Genomic DNA, 20,011 nt, shown 5'->3' with positions numbered 1-20,011 from the left:
CAGATGTGGAAGCCCGGTAACGGGTGGAGCTGACTGGTACTAATAGGCCGAGGGCTTGTCCTCAGTTGCTCGCGTCCACTGTGTTAGTTCTGAAGTAACGAACTCGCCTTGCCGGCTTGAGTTCCAACTTCATAGTGTTTCGGTGGTCATAGCGTTAGGGAAACGCCCGGTTACATTCCGAACCCGGAAGCTAAGCCTTTCAGCGCCGATGGTACTGCAGGGGGGACCCTGTGGGAGAGTAGGACGCCGCCGAACAATCATTGTGGGAAAGCCCCGCACCAGCCCTTCAGGGCTCGGTGCGGGGCTTTTCTGCGTTTACGGGCCCGCTCAGCCGTATACGCGCCGTATACTCGGACCATGTCTGATGCCATGATCCGTGTGCCGGCAGAGGTGAGAGACCGCCTCTCGGTCATTGCCGAGTCCCGTGGGACGTCCATTCGCGCACTGGTCCAGGAGTTCGCGGAGACCACGTTGACCGCTGAGGAACGGCTTGAGCGGGCGGAACGGGCTCGTGTCTACCTGGCTGAGCACTTCGGTGTGCACGTCACCGACGAGGAGAGCGAGGCAATGGGGCGGAAGATCCGCGACGCCTTCGCTCAAGAGCCTGGTGCCCAAGGCGCTGCCGCGTGATCCAGCACCACCTGGTCCTGGACACGCCTGCCTTGCTCGCGCTGTCGGGCAATCGACAGGTGTCCGCCCTGATCCACAGGGCCTACCTGGACGCCGATACATGTTTGTGGGCGCCGACGCTGTCGATCCTTGAAGCAGAGCTACAGCGGTTGGGGACCGCCGAGCAGATCGGTCAGCTCGATGTCATTCACACCGTCGACCTCGACTACCCGGCGGCCCTGGCCGTGGGGCGTCTGTGCAGGGAAGGCGTACCCCTCGGTGTCGCGGCGGCGGTGCACGCCGCCGGGCACCTGCCCGACTGGGGTGCGGGGGCATTGGTGGCGACGGTTGAGGCGAAGGCATACGACGGGCTCGGCGTGGGGGTGTTCGACCTCAATCGCTGACCGTGCTGGTGTCGTCAGAGGCGGCCGGCGGCCTTCAGGGCCAGGTAGGTGTCCGCCAGGGCGGGGGCCAGGGCGTCGGGGGTGGCGTCCACGACGTGGACGCCGTGGCGGGTGAGCTGTTCCGCCGTGCGGCGGCGCTGGGACTGGGTCTGGGTGGCCGCGGCGGCCTCGTAGACGGAGTCCAGGGAGCCGCGGGCCCCGGCCATCGCGGCGATGTGGGGGTCGGCCACGGAGGCCAGGATGACCGTGTGGCGCTGTGTGAGCCGGGGGAGGAGCGGGAGGAGGCCCTCTTCGACGGGGGCCGCGTCCAGGCTCGTCAGGAGGACCACCAGCGAGCGGCGCGGGGCGCTGCGCAGGATGGTGGAGACGAGGGTGCGGGCGTCCGTCTCGACCAGTTCGGGTTCGAGACCGGCCATGGCGTTGACGAAGGCCGGGAGGGTGTCGGCGGCCGAGCGGGCCTGGACCTGGGCGCGGGGGCGGCGGTCGTGGGCCAGGAGGTCCACGCGGTCTCCGGCGCGGGTGGCCAGGGCGGTCAGGAGCAGGGCCGCGTCCATGGCGGAGTCCAGGCGGGGGGCGTCGCCGACGCGTCCCGCCGAGGTGCGTCCGGTGTCGAGGCAGATCAGGATGTGGCGGTCGCGTTCGGGGCGCCAGGTGCGGACGGCGACCTTCTGTTGGCGGGCGGTGGCGCGCCAGTCGATGGAGCGGGTGTCGTCGCCGGGGACGTAGTCGCGGAGGCTGTCGAACTCGGTGCCTTCGCCGCGGGTCAGCAGGCTGGTGCGGCCGTCGAGTTCGCGCAGGCGCGCGAGGCGGGACGGGAGGTGCTTGCGGCTGGTGAAGGGCGGCAGGACGCGGACCGTCCAGGGGACGTCGTGGTTGCCCTGGCGGGCGCACAGGCCGAGCGGCCCGTACGAGCGGATGGTGACGAGCGCGGCCTTGCGGTCGCCGCGCCGGGTGGGGCGCAGGCGGGTCGTGAGGCGGCGGCGTTCGCCGGCGGGGACGGTCAGGGTGTGGCGGGAGGCGTCCGTTTCGGTGCCGGGGTGCCAGCTGCTGGGAGGCCAGGCGTCGCGGAGGCGGGCCCGCAGGGTGCGGGTGCCGGGGTTGGAGAGGGTGAGGTGGACGTCGGCGGTGTCGCCGAGGCGGACCGCGGTGGCACCCGTTCGGGTGAGACGCAGGCTGCGTACGGGGGCGGCGAGGGCGTAGTCGACGGCGCAGGCCAGGCCGATGGTGCCGTTGACGGCGAGGAGGCCCGTCCAGCTTGGTTCGAGGAGGCCGACGGGGAGGCTGCCGAGGGCCGCGAGCAGTGCGGCGCGTCCGGTGGGGGCCATCAGCGGGGGACGGGGACGTGGGTGAGGATCGCGGAGATGACGGAGTCGGCGGTGACGCCCTCCATCTCGGCTTCGGGGCGCAGCTGTACGCGGTGGCGCAGGGTGGGCAGGGCGAGGGCCTTCACGTCGTCGGGGGTGACGTAGTCGCGGCCGGTGAGCCAGGCCCAGGCGCGGGAGGTGGCGAGGAGGGCGGTCGCGCCGCGCGGGGAGACGCCGAGGGTGAGGGAGGGCGATTCGCGGGTGGCGCGGCAGAGGTCGACGACGTAGGCGGCGATCTCGGGGGAGACGGTGGTCTCCTCGACGGCCTTGCGGGCGGCTTCGAGTTCCCGGGCGCCCGCGACGGGGCGGATGCCGGCGGCGTGCAGGTCGCGCGGGTCGAAGCCGGCGGCGTGCCGGGTCAGGACGCCGATCTCGTCCTCGCGGGAGGGCAGGGGGACGGTCAGTTTGAGGAGGAAGCGGTCCAGCTGGGCTTCGGGGAGGGGGTAGGTGCCCTCGTACTCGACCGGGTTCATGGTGGCGGCGACGAGGAAGGGGTCGGGGAGCCGGCGCGGGGTGCCGTCGACGGTGACCTGCCGCTCCTCCATGGCCTCCAGGAGGGAGGACTGGGTCTTGGGGGGTGTGCGGTTGATCTCGTCCGCGAGGAGGAGGTTGGTGAAGACGGGGCCGTCCTGGAAGGAGAACTCGGCGGTGCGGGCGTCGTAGACGAGGGAGCCGGTGACGTCGCTCGGCATCAGGTCGGGGGTGAACTGGACGCGCTTGGTGTCGAGTGCGAGGGAGGCGGCGAGGGCGCGGACGAGGAGGGTCTTGGCGACGCCGGGGACGCCTTCGAGGAGGACGTGGCCGCGGCACAGGAGTGCGACGACGAGTCCGGTGACGGCGGAGTCCTGTCCGACCACGGCCTTGGAGATTTCGGTGCGGAGCGCTTCCAGGGAGGAGCGGGCGCTGTCCGTGGTGGCCGTCATGAGGTGCGGACCTCTCTTTCGAGGGCGTCGAGGTGGTCGGCGAGCGCGACGAGTGCCGCGTCGTCGGCGGGGGTGGTGCCGAAGAGGGTGGTGGCCGTGTCGGGTCCGGTCGCCCGGGGCCGGCGGGCGGCGACGGCGGGGACCAGGGTGGCGGGGTCGTGGGCCCGGGCGGGTGGTACGCCGACCAGTGCGGCGAGGCGTTCGCGGGCGGCGGCGCGCAGCACGGTGGCGGCGCGGTCGCGGGCGGAGGCCCTGCGGTAGAGGCGGGCGCGGCCCTCGGTGGTCTCGGAGGCGCGGATGGCGACGGGCAGGTTCTCGGTGACGAGGGGGCCGAGCCGGCGGGCGCGCCAGAGGGCGGCGAGGGCGGCGGCTGCGAACAGCTGGAGCAGGGCCCAGAGCCAGCCGGAGGGGACGAGGCCGAGGAGGCTCTTCTCCTCGGCGGGGCCGTCGGCGGGCATGTCCGCGAGGGTGGGCAGGTACCAGACGAGGTCGGGGCGGGAGCCGAGGAGCTGGAGGGCGAGGGAGGCGTTGCCCTGTTCGGCGAGGTGCTGGTTGAGCAGGGGGCGTTCGGAGCCGAGGAGGACGGTGTCGCCGCCCTTGGTGGTGCTGGGGAGCACGAGGACGGTGGGGTGGCCGTCGCTGGGGTAGCAGGCGGTGGCTCCGGGGTGGGTGGTGGTGTAGCGGAGGCCGTCGCCGGTGCCGGCGCGGCCGGCGGTGGTGGCGGCGGGCAGGGTGCAGTCGGGGTCGAGGTCGTCGCGGTGGGCGAAGGACTTCGTGTGGGTGGCGGGGGCCAGGTCGGGGAGGCTGAGGCTGCTGGGGGCGATGAGGACGGTGCGGCCGCCGGAGAGGTCGATGGCGGAGCGGACGGCGCGTCGCTGGGGTTCGCCGAGCAGGTCGGGGTCGGTGACGAGGAGGGTGGTGCGGGGGCCGGCCGCGGCGGCGGCTTCGTCGGCGCTGGTGACCACGCGGGTGGTGACGCCGCGTTCCTGGAGGAGCTGGGCGATGGCGCGGCTGCCGTCGCGGTCGGCGGAGCGGGGGTCGAGGCGGCCGTGGTGGTCGCCGGCCTGGAGTCCGGCGAGGGTGACGGCGGCGGCGAGGAGGATGCCGAGGCCGAGGAGGAGTCCGCGGGCGCGGGCCCAGCGCTGGGCGCCGGTGGGGGCGGTGGAGGTCGGGCCGGTGGCGCTCCGGGCCGGGGGTGTGGGGCCGGTCATGCGGTGGGTCCCGTCAGGAGCGGCTTGGCGCGTTCCAGGGTGAGGTCGAGGGTGCGCAGGCGGGCGTAGGCGTCGGGGTCGGCGGTGCGGCCGCCGTAGGTGACGTCGTCGAAGGCGCGGGCTGCGGCGTGGAGGTCGGCGGCGTGCGCGGGGAGGGAGAGCGCGGCTTCGGCGGCTGCCTCGTCGGCGGTGCGGCCGGGGCGGGGGTCGAGGAGGGTGCGTTCTTCCAGGGAGCGGACGACGGCGCGCATGCGTTCCTGGACGGCTTCGTTCCAGCGGCCCGCGGCGGCGTGGGCGTCGGCTGCGGTGCGGTGGTCGGCGGCGCTGCGGGGGCCTTCGTCGAAGAGGGTGCCGGTGCCGGTGGCGGTGCGGCGGGGGGTGCCGAGCCGCCACCAGAGGGCGGCGATGACGAGGAGGACCAGTACGGCGATGGTGAGGAGGCCGGCCCAGCCGCCGGGGGTGGCTCCGGAGGCGTGGTCGAAGAAGTCCCCCAGCCAGTCCCAGAAGCGGTCCAGGGCGCGCTGGAGCAGCCCGGGCTCGTCCTGGTGGTAGGCGGGCTTGGCCAGCTCGCGTTCGGCCGCCTCGCGGGCGGCGTCGCGCGGGGTGGTCAGTGGTGGCGTCTCGCCGCCGGCGATGGTGATGAGTCCCCCCGTGCTCATCGGTGCGTCAGCCTCCGGGCCGTTCGGCGGTGCTCGGGGTGCCGTAGCCGTCGAGGCCGGCGGCGCGGGCGAGTTCCAGGTCGAGGGCTTCGCGGCGGATGCGCTGGTCGATGTAGAGGAGGGTGGTGACGCCGGTCTGCATCGGCAGGGTGACGGTGGCGCCGACGACGCCGCCGATGGCGGTGATGATCAGGAAGGTCCAGCTGGGGGTGGCGGAGCCGTTGAAGAGGCTGGTCATGCCCTCGGGGGCGGCGATGAGGGCGAGCCCGGCGAAGGGCATGACGATCACCATGGCGGTGATGGTGCGGATCAGCCAGGTGAGCAGGCTGATGCCGAAGATCCGCCACCAGGCGCCCTTGACCAGCTTCGCGGAGCGCTTGAGGGAGGCGACGGCCGAGCCGCGTTCCAGCATCAGCGCGGGCGGGGCCAGCGCGAAGGTCACGTAGAACCAGGCCAGGAGCACGAAGCCGAAGGGGATGCCGAGGGCGGTCAGGACGGCGCTGCCCGCGAGGATGCCGGGGAGTGCCGGGAGCAGGACGGCGGCGACGGCGCCCAGGAGCAGGATGCCGGTGAGGGCGAGCAGGCGTGGTGCGAGGGGGCGTACGGCCTTCAGGGTGCCGGAGAGGGTGGAGGCCTGGCCGAGGACGGCGCGGCTGACGACGGGTGCGAGGAGTGCGGTGACGAGGAGCAGCCCGAGGATCTCCAGGAAGTACTGGAAGGCGTAGAAGAGGGCGGTGTTGCCCATGACGTCCACGGCCTGGGACCGGGTGAGGCTCTTGTCGGCGACGGGGAGGCCGTCCATCCAGGCGCGCTGGACGAGGAGCAGGGTGACCTGGGAGAGGGCGGCGACGACGAGGCTGATGGTGAGCACGGAGCGCCAGTGGCCGCGCAGGGTGCCGACGGCGCCGTCGAGGATCTCGCCGAGGCCCAGGGGGCGCAGGGGGATCACGCCGGGCTTGGCGGCGGGCGGCGTGCTGCCCCAGCCGCCGGGGTACTGGTACGGGGTGCCGGGCCGGGTGCCCCAGCCGGCGGTCTGCGGCTGCTGCGCGGGCGGGGCCGCGGGCTGCGGGCTCTGGCCGGTGGCGGGGCTGGACCACTGGCCGGGCGGCGGCTGGGCGGCGGACCACTTGCCGTCGGCGGAGCCGGGGCCCTGGGCGGGTGCGGTGCCCTCACCGGGTGCGGTGCCGGACGGCTGAGCGGCCGGCCGGTCGGCGTCGGAGCCCTGGCCGTCGGACGGGGATCCGGGCGCGGCCCAGCCCGGAGAGTCAGTCATCGTCGCTCCTTCACGTGCACCTGCCGTGGCGGGCGCGCTGGTCGGCTGCCATCGTGCCATGGGGGCGCTCGGATCGGACGGGCCGTCCCCGGATCACCGGGAGTCCCCCGGATCCCGTGCCGCTCGCCCTTCAATTGTCGCGCGGATCCGGGGCAGACTGGTCGTCCTGATCTCCACGCAGGTCCGAGGGGCGATTTCCAGCCCTTTTGGCTGTGGGGCAGCTCACCGCCGGGTAACGATTAGCTAATGGGATGATGTCAACCATGAAGGGACGCGTCCTCGTCGTCGACGACGACACTGCGCTGGCCGAGATGCTCGGCATTGTGCTGCGTGGAGAAGGTTTTGAGCCGTCGTTCGTAGCGGACGGTGACAAGGCACTGGCTGCCTTCCGGGAGGCGAAGCCGGACCTCGTGCTGCTCGACCTCATGCTGCCCGGACGGGACGGCATAGAGGTGTGCAGGCTGATCCGCGCCGAATCGGGCGTGCCTATTGTCATGCTCACCGCCAAGAGCGACACCGTGGACGTCGTGGTCGGCCTGGAGTCCGGCGCCGACGACTACATCGTCAAACCGTTCAAGCCGAAGGAGCTGGTGGCACGCATCCGGGCCCGCCTGCGCCGGTCGGAGGAGCCCGCGCCCGAGCAGCTCGTCATCGGTGACCTGGTCATCGACGTCGCCGGCCACTCGGTCAAGCGCGACGGCGCCTCCATCGCGCTCACCCCGCTGGAGTTCGACCTGCTGGTCGCGCTCGCCCGCAAGCCCTGGCAGGTCTTCACCCGCGAGGTGCTGCTGGAGCAGGTCTGGGGCTACCGGCACGCGGCGGACACCCGCCTGGTCAACGTGCATGTGCAGCGGCTCCGCTCCAAGGTCGAGAAGGACCCGGAGCGCCCCGAGATCGTAGTGACGGTGCGCGGTGTCGGCTACAAGGCCGGACCCAGCTGACGTGCAGCCCGGCAAGGCCCGGGGCGGCTCCCGGCGGGGAGTCCTGCGGGGCGGCCGGCTGCTCCAGGACGGAGCACCCGGCGGCCCCCTCCTGCGGCTGTTCGTACGCCTCGTACGCCGGCCGCTGCTTCCGGCTGTCCGGATCTGGCGGCGCAACATCCAGCTCCGGGTGGTCGCCGCCACCCTGCTGATGTCGCTCGCCGTGGTCCTCGCGCTCGGCTTCGTCGTCATCGCCCAGGTCTCCAAGGGGCTCCTGGACGCCAAGGAGGAGGCCGCCCAGAGCCAGGCCGCCGGAGGGTTCGCGGTCGCACAGGAGAAGGCCAACACGCCCTTCGCCGTCGACGGCCCCGACGCCACCGACAACAAGGTCGGCCGGGACGCCAGCACCTGGATGAACTCGCTCGTCAAGCAGCTCGCCAGCGGCGGACAGACCGCCTTCGAGGTGGTCGCCCTCGGCGCCGGCACCGGCACCGGCGAGCAGACCGCCCCCGGCGCCCAGGGCGTCAAGGGCGCCCGCGCCTCCGGCAACGTCGACCCCACCGCGAGCGTCCCGCTCACACTGCGCCGGTCCGTCAACCACGCCACCGGCACCTTCAAGACCTTCTGGCAGATCCGGTACACCGCCGGGGCCGGGGAGAAGCCCCCGGAGCCCGCGCTGGTCATCGGCAAGCGCCTCACCGACATCAACGGCGACCCGTACGACCTGTACTACCTCTTCCCGCTCACCCAGGAGGAGGAGTCCCTCAACCTGGTCAAGGTCACCATCGCCACGGCCGGCGTGTTCGTGGTCGTGCTGCTCGGCGCCATCGCCTGGCTCGTGGTGCGCCAGGTCGTCACTCCGGTCCGGATGGCCGCCGGGGTCGCCGAGCGGCTCTCGGCCGGGCGGCTCCAGGAGCGGATGAAGGTCACCGGCGAGGACGACATCGCCCGCCTGGGCGAGGCCTTCAACAAGATGGCCCAGAACCTCCAGAACAAGATCCAGCAGCTGGAGGACCTGTCCCGGTTGCAGCGCCGGTTCGTCTCGGACGTCTCGCACGAGCTGCGGACCCCCCTCACGACCGTACGCATGGCCGCCGACGTCATCCACGACGCCCGCGTCGACTTCGACCCCGTCACCGCCCGCTCCGCCGAACTCCTCGCCGGACAGCTCGACCGCTTCGAGTCGCTGCTCTCCGACCTGCTGGAGATCAGCCGCTTCGACGCGGGCGCCGCCGACCTCCAGGCCGAGCCCATCGACCTGCGGGACGTCGTACGCCGCGTCATCGACGGCGCCGAACCGCTCGCGGAGCACAAGGGCACCCGGATCCGGGTCCTCGGCGACACCCAGCCCGTCATAGCGGAGGCCGACGCCCGCCGCGTGGAGCGGGTGCTGCGCAACCTCGTCGTCAACGCCGTCGAGCACGGCGAGGGCCGCGACGTGGTGGTCCGCCTCGCCTCGGCAGGCGGGGCCGTCGCCGTCGCCGTCCGCGACTACGGCGTCGGGCTCAAGCCCGGCGAGGCCACCCGCGTCTTCAACCGCTTCTGGCGGGCCGACCCCGCGCGGGCGCGCACCACCGGCGGTACCGGCCTCGGCCTGTCCATCGCCGTCGAGGACGCCCGCCTGCACGGCGGCTGGCTCCAGGCCTGGGGCGAGCCCGGCGGCGGCTCCCAGTTCCGCCTCACCCTGCCCCGCACCGCCGACGAGCCCCTGCGCGGATCCCCGATCCCGCTGGAGCCCGAGGACTCCCGCGGCAACCGGGCCAGGGCCGCCACCGAGGCCGCCGGGCGCGCGGGCGCCGCAGGCGGGCCCGGCACCCACCCCGACGGGCGCACCGAGCGCCCCGACCGCGACCCGATACCGCCCAGGCCGGCGGTCACCACCGCCCTGCCGGTGCCCGCCGACCCCACGGCGCTGCCCGGCAACGGCTCCCGCGTCGTGGCCAGGCCCGCCGACCAGAGCGCAGCACAGGAGGATGGATCCGGTGGAGGACGCTGAGCGCGCGCGGGCAGGCGGCCGGGGCGCACGGAGCGAACGGACCCGGGCGGCCGGGCGGCACCCGGGCACCCTGGTGGCGCTGGCCCTGGGAGCCGTCGGCCTGCTGGTCGGCGGCTGCGCCTCCATGCCCGACCGCGGCGAGATCCGCCGGGTGGAGGCCTCGCAGGGCGTCGACTCGCAGGTCCGCGTCTTCGGCGTGCCGCCGGCCGACAAGGCCAGCCCGGCCGACATCGTCGACGGCTTCCTCGAAGCGATGACCAGCGACGACCCGCAGCTCGCGACGGCCCGCAAGTACCTCACCCAGAGCGCCGCGGAGAACTGGCGGCCGGGCTCGGCCGTCACCGTGCTCTCCGCCGGCCTCGGCCGGGTCCCCGCCCCGGGCGACAAGGAGTCCGAGGAACCCCGCTGGAAGATCTACGGCAAGAAGCTCGCGACCGTGGACGAGCGCAGCGCGTACCAGCCGGAGACCGGCGGCGGACGCTACGAGGAGTACCTCCAGCTGGTCCAGGTCAACAAGCAGTGGCGGATCGCGACCCCGCCCAGCAACCTCGTCCTGAGCGAGTCCGACTTCCAGCGCATCTACAAGCCGGTCAACAAGTACTACTTCGCGGGCAACACCCTCGTCGCCGACCCGGTGTACGTGCGCCAGCGCACCGACCCCGACTCCCGTATGGACCCGACCACGCAGACCGTGCAGTCGCTGCTGGCCGGCCCGTCCAAGTGGCTCGGCCCGGTCGTCTCCACCGCGTTCCCCACCGGCAGCGAACTGCGCGAGGGCACCAAGTCCCTGTCGTACGACGGCCAGAACACGCTGCGCGTCCCGCTCAACGGCATCGCCGCGAACGTCGCGCAGCCGCAGTGCCAGAAGATGGCCACCCAACTCCTCTACACCGTCCGGGACCTGACGACCTCCAAGCTCGACCGGGTCGAACTGCTGCGCTCCGACGGCAAGTCCTCGCTGTGCTGGGTCACCGGTTCGGCCGCCGCGGCCGTCGCCAACCGGCCGCCGTCGCCGGAGCACCAGTACTACGTGGACAAGGACGCCAGGCTCGTCCGGATGATGCTCGACGCCAACAGCGAGGAGCAGCAGCAGGACAAGCCGGAGCCGGCCCCCGGCCCGCTGGCCACCGCCGCCGGTTTCAAGGTGGGTTCCGCGGCCGTGACGTACGACGAGAAGCGTGCCGCGGTCGTCTCCGAGGACGGGCACAACCTCTTCGTGGTGACGCTGACGACGGCGGGTCCCATGCCGCAGCAGCCGCTGCTGACCAGCAAGTCCGGGAAGCTCACCGCGCCCAGCTGGGACGCCCAGGGCGACCTGTGGATCGCCGACCTCGACCCGCAGACCCAGGGCCTGTGGCGGGTGCCCGCCGGTACCGGCACCCCGCAGAAGGTGGACGTCGCAGGACTCGACGGCGGGAAGATCAGCGGGCTGAAGGCCTCCTCGGACGGGGTGCGCATCGCGCTCCTCGTGGAGAAGGAGGGCACCCGCAAGAACCTCTTCATCGGGCGGATCGAACGGCCCGAGGGCAAGGGCGACTCCCCCCGGATCTCGGTGCGCGAGCTGCGCCCGGCGGCCCCGCAGATGGCGGAGGTGACGGCGATGAGCTGGGCGCCGCGCGGCCGGCTGCTGGTGGTGGGCCGGGAGAGCGGCGGGGTGGACCAGGCCCGCTACATGCTGTCGGACGGGTCGATGGTCGCCGCGAGCCTGCCCGGCGCGACGGGGCTGAGCGCGATCGCGGCCTCGGAGGACGAGGGCAAGCCGGTGGTGGGGTTCGGCGAGGACGGCATCGTGTGGCTGCCCTCGGGCGCGCAGTGGCGCACGGTGGCGGCGGGCGGCCGGCTGCCGGTCTACCCGGGCTGACCGCCTGCCCCCGGGTAGGCCGGCTGCCGGTCCACCCGGGCTGACTGCCTTCCACCCGGTCTCCCGGGGCTGCTCGTCCACAGGGGTCGCGGGCTTCCGCCCGGCGCGGCAGGGTGGACGCGTGCGGGAGTGGTGGCGGGAGCTGGCCGGGCTGGTCCTGCCGGCGGACTGCGCCGGCTGCGGGGCCGCCCGCGTGGTGCTGTGCGCGGCCTGCCGGGGCGCGCTGAGCGGCGCCGGCGCGGGGCGGGTGCGTCCCGCGGTGCGGCGGGCGGGTCCGGCGGGGCTGCCCGCGGTGTACGCGGGGGCCCGCTACGAGGACGCCGTACGGGCGGTCCTGCTGGCGCACAAGGAGCGCGGGGCACTGCCCCTGGCCGGCCCGCTCGGAGCCGCTCTGGCGGCGGCGGTGGCCCGTGCGGGCGCCTGCGGGGCGGCGGGCGGGGCGGAGCTCGTGCTGGTGCCGGCGCCCTCCGCGCGGCGGGCGGTGCGGGCGCGGGGGCACGACCCGGCGCGCCGAATCGCCCTGGCCGCGTCCGGGCGGCTGCGCGGGGCCGGTGCGGCCGCGCGCGTGGCGCCCGTACTGCGGCTGCGGCGGGCCGTCGCGGACCAGGCGGGCCTGGGGGCCCGGGAGCGGCAGGAGAACCTCGCGGGGGCCCTGGAGGTGCGTCCGGACGGGGTCGCGCTGACGGCGGGGGCTCGGATCGTGCTGGTGGACGACGTGATCACCACCGGAGCCACGCTCGCGGAGGCGGCGAGGGCATTGCGCGCGGCGGGTCTGCGGGCGGAAGCTGCTGCCGTGGTGGCGGCTCCGGCCGGTTCCTTCGCGGCGAACGGCGACAACGGCGACAACCCGGACAGAGCAAAAATCTTGTGAATAGATTTGGAACCACTGGGGAATGCGCATCGTTGCAGGTAGTAAGAGGGAAGACCCACCTGATCGGAGGTACGTTCCGGTAGCGGGTGCCGACAACCGGCTTTGAGAGATATGTTCGGTTGTGAGGAACTGGCGAACCTTCGGCCCCGGGTATCGGAGCAGCAGTCCGTCCGTTTATTGGAATCTTCGTGTGCAGTACCTGTGAGGGGGGCTCTCTCTACTCCGAAGTCGGTGGGATGTAGATCTTGCCGATGGGGGAGGAGGAGGTGAAAGTCGCCAAGTCCGAGGCTCCGGTGTTCACCGGGGCCTGGTGCGAAAGGGAGGCGCTCCGCCGTTGAGGGCGGGGGTCTCCGGGAACGGAGTTCTGCGTGGACATCGTCGTCAAGGGCCGCAAGACCGAGGTGCCCGAGCGGTTCCGCAAGCACGTGGCCGAGAAGCTGAATCCGGAGCGGATCCAGAAGCTCGACGCCAAGGTGATCAGCTTGGACGTCGAGGTGTCCAAGGAGCACAACCCGCGCCAGGCCGACCGTTCCGACCGCGTGGAGATCACCCTGCACTCGCGGGGCCCGGTGATCCGGGCCGAGGCCGCTGCCGCAGACCCGTACGCGGCACTCGACCTGGCACAGGACAAGCTGGAGGCCCGGCTGCGCAAGCAGCACGACAAGCGCTTCACCCGCCGTGGCACCGGACGGATCTCGGCGGCCGAGGTCGCCGACCGCGTGCCGGGCGTCGCAACCCTCAACAGCAACGGCGAGCCGGTCTACGAGGACATGGAGGAAGGGGTCCCGGTCAAGCGGATCGGCTCCCTGGAGGTGCAGGGCGAAGGCCCGCTCATCGTCCGCGAGAAGACCCACTCGGCCCGGCCGATGTCGCTCGATCAGGCTCTGTACGAAATGGAACTGGTCGGCCACGACTTCTATCTGTTCGTCGACTCCGAGACAAAGATGCCCAGCGTCGTCTACCGGCGCCACGCCTACGACTACGGCGTCATCCACGTGGACCCCGACGGGGCGTCCAGCTCGGAGCCCTCGGGAGCGGGCGCGGGCGGCGCGCTCGGAGGCTGAAATTCAACCATTGCCCCTGCGGAACGCCCCGCGTTCCGCAGGGGCACCTGCATGACTCGAATGAGCCATATGGATTCCGCCAGAACCCCGTCCCGTAGCGCGGGCATGGAATCATGTCGGGCAGTCAACCTGCGGCCGACCCCGCCGGGTTGGCCCAGCAGCTCAGCACATGCAGGGGGAGGAACGATGGCGGACAGCTTCGGGCCGGCGCGCGACGACGACGGCGCCGACTGTCATGGGGCGCAGGACCCGGCCGGGGAGCCGATCCGGGTGCTCGTGGTCGACGACCACGCCCTCTTCCGGCGCGGACTGGAGATCGTCCTCGCCCAGGAGGAGGACATCCAGGTCGTCGGCGAGGCCGGGGACGGGGCGGAGGCCGTGGACAAGGCCGCCGACCTGCTGCCCGACATCGTGCTGATGGACGTACGGATGCCCCGGCGCGGCGGGATCGAGGCGTGCACCTCGATCAAGGAGGTCGCCCCTTCCGCGAAGATCATCATGCTGACGATCAGCGACGAGGAGGCGGACCTCTACGACGCGATCAAGGCGGGTGCCACCGGCTACCTCCTCAAGGAGATCTCGACGGACGAGGTCGCGACGGCGATCCGCGCGGTCGCGGACGGCCAGTCGCAGATCAGCCCGTCGATGGCGTCGAAGCTGCTCACCGAGTTCAAGTCGATGATCCAGCGCACCGACGAACGGCGGCTGGTCCCGGCGCCGCGGCTGACGGACCGGGAACTCGAAGTCCTCAAGCTGGTGGCCACGGGCATGAACAACCGGGACATCGCCAAGCAGCTGTTCATCTCCGAGAACACCGTGAAGAACCACGTGCGCAACATCCTGGAGAAGCTCCAGCTGCACTCCCGGATGGAAGCCGTCGTGTACGCGATGCGGGAGAAGATCCTGGAGATCCGCTGACCGCCCGCGGCGGCCGGACGCGGACGCCCGGGGTGCGCGCCGGCCGGCCCGTCGCCGTCAGGCCCCCAGCGCCGCCAGTTCCGCCGTGATCGCGGCCGCCTCCGCCGGCGACTGTGCGCGCTCGACGCGGACCGCGTCGCAGCCCACCCACAGCGCCGCCTCCCGCAGGGCCTCCGCCATCGCGCCCGCCGCCTTCGGCGTCGTCAGGGAGACCTGGCGGGCCACCAGCGTGCGGCCCTCGCGGGCCGGGTCGACCCGCCCCTGAAGCCGCCCGCCGGCCAGCAGCGGCATCGCGAAGTACCCGTGTATCCGCTGCGGCTTGGGCACGTACGCCTCCAGCCGGTGCGCGAAGCCGAAGATCCGCTCCGTGCGCGGCCGGTCCCAGACCAGCGAGTCGAACGGGGACAGCAGGGTCGTACGGTGGCGGCCGCGCGGGACCGTGGCCAGCGCCTGAGGATCCGCCCAGGCGGGCTTCCCCCAGCCCTCGACCTCCACCGGCACCAGCCCGGAATCCGCGATCACCGCGTCGACCTGCTCGCCCTTGAGGCGGTGGTAGTCCGCGATGTCGGCGCGGGTACCGACCCCCAGCGACTGCCCCGCCAGCGCGACCAGGCGGCGCAGGCACTCGCCGTCGTCCAGGTCGTCGTGGAGCAGCGCGTCCGGGACGGCCCGCTCGGCCAGGTCGTAGACCCGCTTCCAGCCGCGCCGCTCGGAGCAGACCACCTCACCGGTGTCGAGCAGCCACTCCACCGCGATCTTGGTCTCGGACCACTCGAACCACTCGCCGCCGTTCTTCGCGCCGCCCAGCTCGGTCGAGGTCAGCGGGCCGTCGGCCTTCAGCCGGTCCAGCACCGCCCTCGTCGAGCGGTCCTTGTCCTCCAGGACGTGCCAGCGGTGCCCGCGCGCCCGACGCGACCGGCGGCGGAACGCGAAGTGCGGCCACTCCTCGATCGGCAGGATGCACGCCGCGTGCGACCAGTACTCGAAGGCGTGGCTGTCCGACCAGTACGCCCTCTCCACGGCCTCCCGGCCCACCGCGCCCAGGCGCGCGTACGGGATCAGCTCGTGCGAGCGCGCCAGGACCGAGATGGTGTCCAGCTGCACGGCGCCCAGATGGCGCAGCACCCCCCGGACCCCGCCCCGGCGGTCGGGCGCCCCGAGGAACCCCTGCGCGCGCAGGGCGATCCGGCGGGCCTCGTCGGCGGACAGCGAGAGCGTCGTCATGCCGCGACCCTAGAGGGTGGCACTGACAGCGGGCAGGTACGGCAGCCGCGAGGGCAGGCCGAGGTCCGAGGGCAGCAGACCGGCGACCCAGCAGTCGCGCAGGGTGCCGCCGAGGTCGAGCGCGCCGCGCAGCGTCCCCTCGAACCGGAAACCGGCCTTCTCCGCGGCGGCCCGGGAAGCCGCGTTGCCCACGGCGGCGCGCCACTCCAGCCGGCCGGCGCCGACCTCGGTGAACAGCCACCGCGCGACCCCGGTGGCCGCCTCGGCCACGTAGCCGTTGCCCCGGTGCTCCTTCGCGGCCCAGTAGCCGATCTCGTACCCCTGGGGGCCGCGCACGTGCACCCCGATGGCGGCCACCAGCGGTCCCTCGGCGCCCTCCGCCCCGAGCCGCACGGCGAAGCCGTACTCGCGGTCCTCCAGCCAGGCGCTCCGGGAGACCCGCGTGACCCAGTCCTCGGCGTGCGCCCGCTCGTAGGGGGAGGGCACCATCGTCCAGCGCTGGATCTCGGGGTCCTGGCAGGCGGCGTACACCTCGTCGGCGTCCGAGGGGGCGAAGGGGCGCAGCAGGAGGCGCCCGGTGGTCAGAGTGACGGGTTCCATGAACGGATTGTTGCCGCGCCGGAGTAACCCGGGCGAGGGGTTTTCGTCCACACCGGCACCGAATCCGTCCCCCGTACGTTCTCATTCCGGGCGCCCGTGCCCTGCGGACACGGCGGACCTCCCGACGCGACCACGTCCTCGCTTACGATGGCCGTTGCGGTGGGGCCCACCTGCCGTGCCCGTGTACGTAAAGTGCCCAGGCCCGACCGGCAAGGAGACCAGCCTCAGTGTCCGTCTTCAACAAGCTCATGCGTGCAGGCGAAGGCAAGATCCTGCGCAAACTGCACCGCATCGCGGACCAGGTCAACTCCATCGAAGAGGACTTCGTCAACCTCTCCGACGCCGAGTTGCGCGCGCTCACGGACGAGTACAAGCAGCGCTACCAGGACGGCGAGAGCCTGGACGACCTGCTGCCGGAGGCCTTCGCCACCGTCCGTGAGGCCGCCAAGCGCGTCCTCGGCCAGCGGCACTACGACGTACAGATCATGGGCGGCGCCGCGCTGCACCTCGGCTACGTCGCCGAGATGAAGACCGGCGAGGGCAAGACCCTCGTCGGCACGCTCCCCGCGTACCTCAACGCCCTCTCGGGCAAGGGCGTCCACCTGATCACGGTGAACGACTACCTCGCCGAACGCGACTCCGAGATGATGGGCCGCGTCCACAAGTTCCTGGGCCTGTCCATCGGCTGCATCCTGGCCAACATGTCGCCGGCCCAGCGCCGCGAGCAGTACGACTGCGACATCACGTACGGCACCAACAACGAATTCGGCTTCGACTACCTGCGCGACAACATGGCGTGGTCGCAGGACGAGCTGGTGCAGCGCGGCCACAACTTCGCCGTGGTCGACGAGGTCGACTCGATCCTCGTCGACGAGGCCCGCACCCCGCTGATCATCTCCGGCCCGGCCGACCAGGCCACCAAGTGGTACGCCGACTTCGCCAAGCTGGTCACCCGCCTGACCAAGGGCGAGGCCGGCAACCCGCTCAAGGGCATCGAGGAGACCGGCGACTACGAGGTCGACGAGAAGAAGCGCACCGTCGCCATCCACGAGGCCGGTGTCGCCAAGGTCGAGGACTGGCTCGGCATCGACAACCTCTACGAGTCGGTGAACACCCCGCTCGTCGGCTACCTCAACAACGCGATCAAGGCCAAGGAGCTCTTCAAGGCCGACAAGGACTACGTCGTCATCGACGGCGAAGTCATGATCGTCGACGAGCACACCGGCCGTATCCTCGCCGGCCGCCGCTACAACGAGGGCATGCACCAGGCGATCGAGGCGAAGGAAGGGGTGGACATCAAGGACGAGAACCAGACCCTCGCCACGATCACCCTGCAGAACTTCTTCCGCCTCTACTCGAAGCTGTCCGGCATGACCGGTACGGCCATGACCGAGGCCGCCGAGTTCCACCAGATCTACAAGCTCGGCGTCGTCCCGATCCCCACCAACCGGGACATGCAGCGCAAGGACCAGGCCGACCTCATCTACCGGACCGAGGTCGCCAAGTTCGCCGCCGTCGTCGACGACATCGCGGAGAAGCACGAGAAGGGCCAGCCGATCCTCGTCGGCACCACCTCGGTCGAGAAGTCCGAGTACCTCTCGCAGCAGCTCTCCAAGCGCGGCATCCCGCACGAGGTCCTCAATGCCAAGCAGCACGAGCGCGAGGCCACGATCGTCGCCCAGGCCGGCCGCCGCGGCGCCGTCACCGTCGCCACGAACATGGCCGGCCGCGGTACCGACATCAAGCTCGGCGGCAACCCGGACGACCTCGCCGAGGCGGAGCTGCGCCAGCGCGGCCTCGACCCCGAAGAGCACATCGAGGAGTGGGCGCACGCCCTGCCCGAGGCGCTCGCCAGGGCCGAGGCGGCCGTCAAGGCCGAGTTCGAAGAGGTCAAGGAGCTCGGCGGCCTGTACGTGCTGGGCACCGAGCGCCACGAGTCGCGCCGCATCGACAACCAGCTCCGCGGCCGCTCCGGCCGCCAGGGCGACCCGGGCGAGTCCCGCTTCTACCTCTCGCTGGGCGACGACCTGATGCGCCTGTTCAAGGCCCAGATGGTCGAGCGCGTCATGGCCATGGCCAACGTGCCGGACGACGTCCCGATCGAGAACAAGATGGTGACCCGCGCGATCGCGTCCGCGCAGTCGCAGGTCGAGACCCAGAACTTCGAGACCCGCAAGAACGTCCTGAAGTACGACGAGGTCCTCAACAGCCAGCGCGAGGTCATCTACGGCGAGCGCCGCCGCGTCCTGCAGGGCGAGGACCTGCACGAGCAGGTGCGCTTCTTCATGGACGACACCATCGACGCCTACATCTCGGCCGAGACGGTCGAGGGCTTCGCCGAGGAGTGGGACCTCGACCGGCTGTGGGGCGCCTTCCGGCAGCTCTACCCGATCAAGGTCACGGTGGACGAGCTGGAGGAGGCGGCCGGCGACCGCGCGGGCATCACCGCCGAGTTCATCGCCGAGTCCGTCAAGGACGACATCCACGAGCAGTACGGGGCGCGTGAGAAGGCCCTCGGCTCCGAGGTCATGCGCGAGCTGGAGCGCCGCGTGGTCCTGTCGGTGCTGGACCGCAAGTGGCGCGAGCACCTCTACGAGATGGACTACCTCCAGGAGGGCATCGGCCTGCGTGCGATGGCCCAGAAGGACCCGCTGGTCGAGTACCAGCGCGAGGGCTTCGACATGTTCAACGCCATGATGGAGGGCATCAAGGAGGAGTCCGTCGGCTACCTGTTCAACCTGGAGGTCCAGGTCGAGCAGCAGGTCGAGGAGCTCCCGGTGCAGGACACGGCCCCCTCCATGGTGAAGGAGCCGGTCCCGTCGGCCCGCCCCGAGATCCGCGCCAAGGGCCTGGACGCCCCGCAGCGCCCGGACCGCCTGCACTTCTCCGCCCCGACGGTCGACGGTGAGGGCGGCGTCGTCGAGGGCGACTTCGACTCCGACGCCGCCGGCGACGGCATGACGCGCGCGGAGCGCCGCAAGGCCCAGAAGGCCTCGGGCGGCCGCCGCCGCAAGAAGTAACGCGATACGAAGCAACACCCGGCCGGGGCCGGACACCGAAGGGTGTCCGGCCCCGGCCGCGTTGCCGACTCGCGGTGCGGGCCCGCCCTCTCCCCCTCGAGGGGCGGGGGCCGGGCGGTAGTTGCCCACCCGCCTCCGGGTGCAGGTCCGGGGGCGGGGGGAGCGGTGTCGTGGCGGGGCGGTCTCGCAGCTGGTTTGGGGGTTTCCCGTCAGTCCCATCGTCCTTCCGTGTCGTGCCGGCCTGTCAAGGGCGCTCCCTGCGGTCGCGTCACTTCGTGATCGCCTTCGGCGACCCTTGACAGCCCGTCCCGCCCCGGAAAGCCGAAAGACTGCCGGGAAGCCCCCAAAAGAACGGTCACGGGGCAGGAGAAGGCAAGCGGCTCCCTCAGTGACGATGCGAGGGGTCGGGCCTTGGCCGGCCGGGCATCCGGGCCCGTGATGCCGGATTCCGGGCCCGGGGCGCGACATGCGCACGAGAGGTTGATCAGAGCAACCTGCGGAGCCCCCAGGCGCCCCAGATCGCTACGCGCTCCTGTCGTCTCGGCGTCCGACGACCGTCCGGGGCTGATACCCGCACCAGAGGTTGATCAGAGCAGCTCAGGGATCGGATGGGCGCGTGAGATCGCTACGCGCTTCTCCCGTCTCGGCGTCGGACGGCCGTCTGGGGCTGGGGTGGGCGGGAAAGGGGCGGGCGAGCGCTTTCGAGGGGCGAATGGCGCCTCTCGCAGGGCCTTCGGCGGCTTGTCGGAGTCTGAGAGTGTCCTTTTCAACCGCAGACTCCGAGAGGGGGCCTTCCACCCTCGCCAAGGCCTCCCAGATGGGTACAAAAGGGGCGAGTTGGTCTCCTGTGTGGCCTATGGCCAGCTCAAGGCGGCCGCCGGCCGCCGAGATGGGAGAAGCGCGTAGCGATCTGGCGCGCCCATGCGCTTCCCGCGCTGCTCTGGTCGTCATTTGGTGCGGGTATCAGCCCAGGACGGTCGACGGACGCTGATAAATGAGAAGCGCGTAGCGATCTGGCGCGTCTGGGGGCTCCGTAGGTCGCTCTGATCAGCCTCTCGTGCGGGTAGTCGCGCCCCGGCCCGGAAGCGCGACCT

16 protein-coding genes and 1 rRNA gene are annotated in these 20,011 nt (G+C 72.1%); 10 read left to right on the top strand and 7 right to left on the bottom strand.

Annotation, left to right across the window (positions count from 1 at the left end):
- Positions 1-138 precede the first annotated feature (138 nt).
- From rrf to ACZ518_RS20775, 3 genes are all read left to right on the top strand, one after another.
- Positions 139-255 (top strand): 5S ribosomal RNA (gene rrf / locus ACZ518_RS20785).
- Positions 256-357: 102 nt separating this feature from the next.
- A complete protein-coding gene (locus ACZ518_RS20780; RefSeq protein WP_469114435.1) occupies positions 358-630 on the top strand; it encodes a hypothetical protein in 273 nt (90 codons plus the stop codon).
- Positions 627-1,013, top strand: coding sequence for a PIN domain-containing protein (locus ACZ518_RS20775; protein WP_469114434.1), 387 nt, complete (start codon positions 627-629; stop codon positions 1,011-1,013). The genes ACZ518_RS20780 and ACZ518_RS20775 overlap by 4 nt, the downstream gene beginning before the upstream one ends.
- 14 nt (positions 1,014-1,027) lie before the next feature.
- Here the strand turns inward: ACZ518_RS20775 and ACZ518_RS20770 are convergent, their stop codons facing one another.
- Genes ACZ518_RS20770 through ACZ518_RS20750 form a run of 5 tightly spaced genes read right to left on the bottom strand, consistent with a single transcriptional unit; the run spans position 1,028 to position 6,443 of the window.
- Entirely contained in the window at positions 1,028-2,338 is a 1,311-nt protein-coding gene (locus ACZ518_RS20770; protein ID WP_469114433.1) for a DUF58 domain-containing protein, read from the bottom strand.
- On the bottom strand, positions 2,338-3,300 hold the full coding sequence (locus ACZ518_RS20765; RefSeq protein ID WP_469114432.1) for an AAA family ATPase: 963 nt from the start codon (positions 3,298-3,300) through the stop codon (positions 2,338-2,340). Before ACZ518_RS20765 ends, ACZ518_RS20770 begins: the two co-directional genes overlap by 1 nt.
- The gene (locus tag ACZ518_RS20760) at positions 3,297-4,511 is read right to left on the bottom strand and encodes a DUF4350 domain-containing protein (RefSeq protein ID WP_469114431.1); all 1,215 of its coding nucleotides are present in this window, start codon (positions 4,509-4,511) and stop codon (positions 3,297-3,299) included. Before ACZ518_RS20760 ends, ACZ518_RS20765 begins: the two co-directional genes overlap by 4 nt.
- The gene (locus ACZ518_RS20755; RefSeq protein ID WP_469114430.1) at positions 4,508-5,170 is read right to left on the bottom strand and encodes a DUF4129 domain-containing protein; all 663 of its coding nucleotides are present in this window, start codon (positions 5,168-5,170) and stop codon (positions 4,508-4,510) included. The genes ACZ518_RS20760 and ACZ518_RS20755 overlap by 4 nt, the downstream gene beginning before the upstream one ends.
- A 7-nt stretch (positions 5,171-5,177) precedes the next feature.
- The gene (locus ACZ518_RS20750) at positions 5,178-6,443 is read right to left on the bottom strand and encodes a hypothetical protein (RefSeq protein WP_469114429.1); all 1,266 of its coding nucleotides are present in this window, start codon (positions 6,441-6,443) and stop codon (positions 5,178-5,180) included.
- Positions 6,444-6,694: 251 nt separating this feature from the next.
- Here ACZ518_RS20750 and mtrA point away from each other — a divergent pair, with 251 nt between their 5' ends.
- From mtrA to ACZ518_RS20720, 6 genes are all read left to right on the top strand, one after another.
- Positions 6,695-7,384 carry a two-component system response regulator MtrA gene (gene mtrA / locus ACZ518_RS20745; protein ID WP_007264442.1) on the top strand — a complete coding sequence of 230 codons (690 nt, stop codon included), beginning with the start codon at positions 6,695-6,697 and terminating at the stop codon, positions 7,382-7,384.
- 1 nt (position 7,385) lies between these two features.
- Positions 7,386-9,359: an MtrAB system histidine kinase MtrB gene (mtrB, locus tag ACZ518_RS20740; protein ID WP_469114428.1), complete on the top strand. Its 1,974-nt coding sequence runs from the start codon at positions 7,386-7,388 to the stop codon at positions 9,357-9,359.
- A complete protein-coding gene (locus ACZ518_RS20735; protein WP_469114427.1) occupies positions 9,346-11,220 on the top strand; it encodes an LpqB family beta-propeller domain-containing protein in 1,875 nt (624 codons plus the stop codon). Before mtrB ends, ACZ518_RS20735 begins: the two co-directional genes overlap by 14 nt.
- Positions 11,221-11,341: 121 nt before the next feature.
- Positions 11,342-12,091, top strand: coding sequence for a ComF family protein (locus tag ACZ518_RS20730; protein WP_469114426.1), 750 nt, complete (start codon positions 11,342-11,344; stop codon positions 12,089-12,091).
- 368 nt (positions 12,092-12,459) lie between these two features.
- Complete coding sequence (hpf, locus tag ACZ518_RS20725; protein WP_469114425.1) at positions 12,460-13,155, top strand: ribosome hibernation-promoting factor, HPF/YfiA family; 696 nt, start codon at positions 12,460-12,462, stop codon at positions 13,153-13,155.
- Between the two features lie 186 nt (positions 13,156-13,341).
- The gene (locus tag ACZ518_RS20720) at positions 13,342-14,073 is read left to right on the top strand and encodes a response regulator (RefSeq protein ID WP_401252267.1); all 732 of its coding nucleotides are present in this window, start codon (positions 13,342-13,344) and stop codon (positions 14,071-14,073) included.
- Positions 14,074-14,130: 57 nt separating this feature from the next.
- On the opposite strand, the gene ACZ518_RS20715 is transcribed toward ACZ518_RS20720, so the two are convergent.
- Positions 14,131-15,297: a winged helix-turn-helix domain-containing protein gene (locus tag ACZ518_RS20715; RefSeq protein ID WP_469114424.1), complete on the bottom strand. Its 1,167-nt coding sequence runs from the start codon at positions 15,295-15,297 to the stop codon at positions 14,131-14,133.
- 9 nt (positions 15,298-15,306) lie between these two features.
- Positions 15,307-15,897 (bottom strand): GNAT family N-acetyltransferase, encoded by a 591-nt coding sequence (locus ACZ518_RS20710; protein ID WP_469114423.1) that lies wholly within the window; start codon positions 15,895-15,897, stop codon positions 15,307-15,309.
- Positions 15,898-16,124: 227 nt separating this feature from the next.
- On the opposite strand from ACZ518_RS20710, the gene secA reads away from it, so the two are divergent.
- Positions 16,125-18,917 carry a preprotein translocase subunit SecA gene (secA, locus tag ACZ518_RS20705; RefSeq protein ID WP_469114422.1) on the top strand — a complete coding sequence of 931 codons (2,793 nt, stop codon included), beginning with the start codon at positions 16,125-16,127 and terminating at the stop codon, positions 18,915-18,917.
- Positions 18,918-20,011: the final 1,094 nt, after the last annotated feature.

The sequence above is a fragment of the Streptomyces sp. NPDC033966 genome (assembly GCF_055575955.1).
Note: the sequence above shows the minus strand (reverse complement) of the source record. Positions and strands in the feature narration are given on the sequence as shown.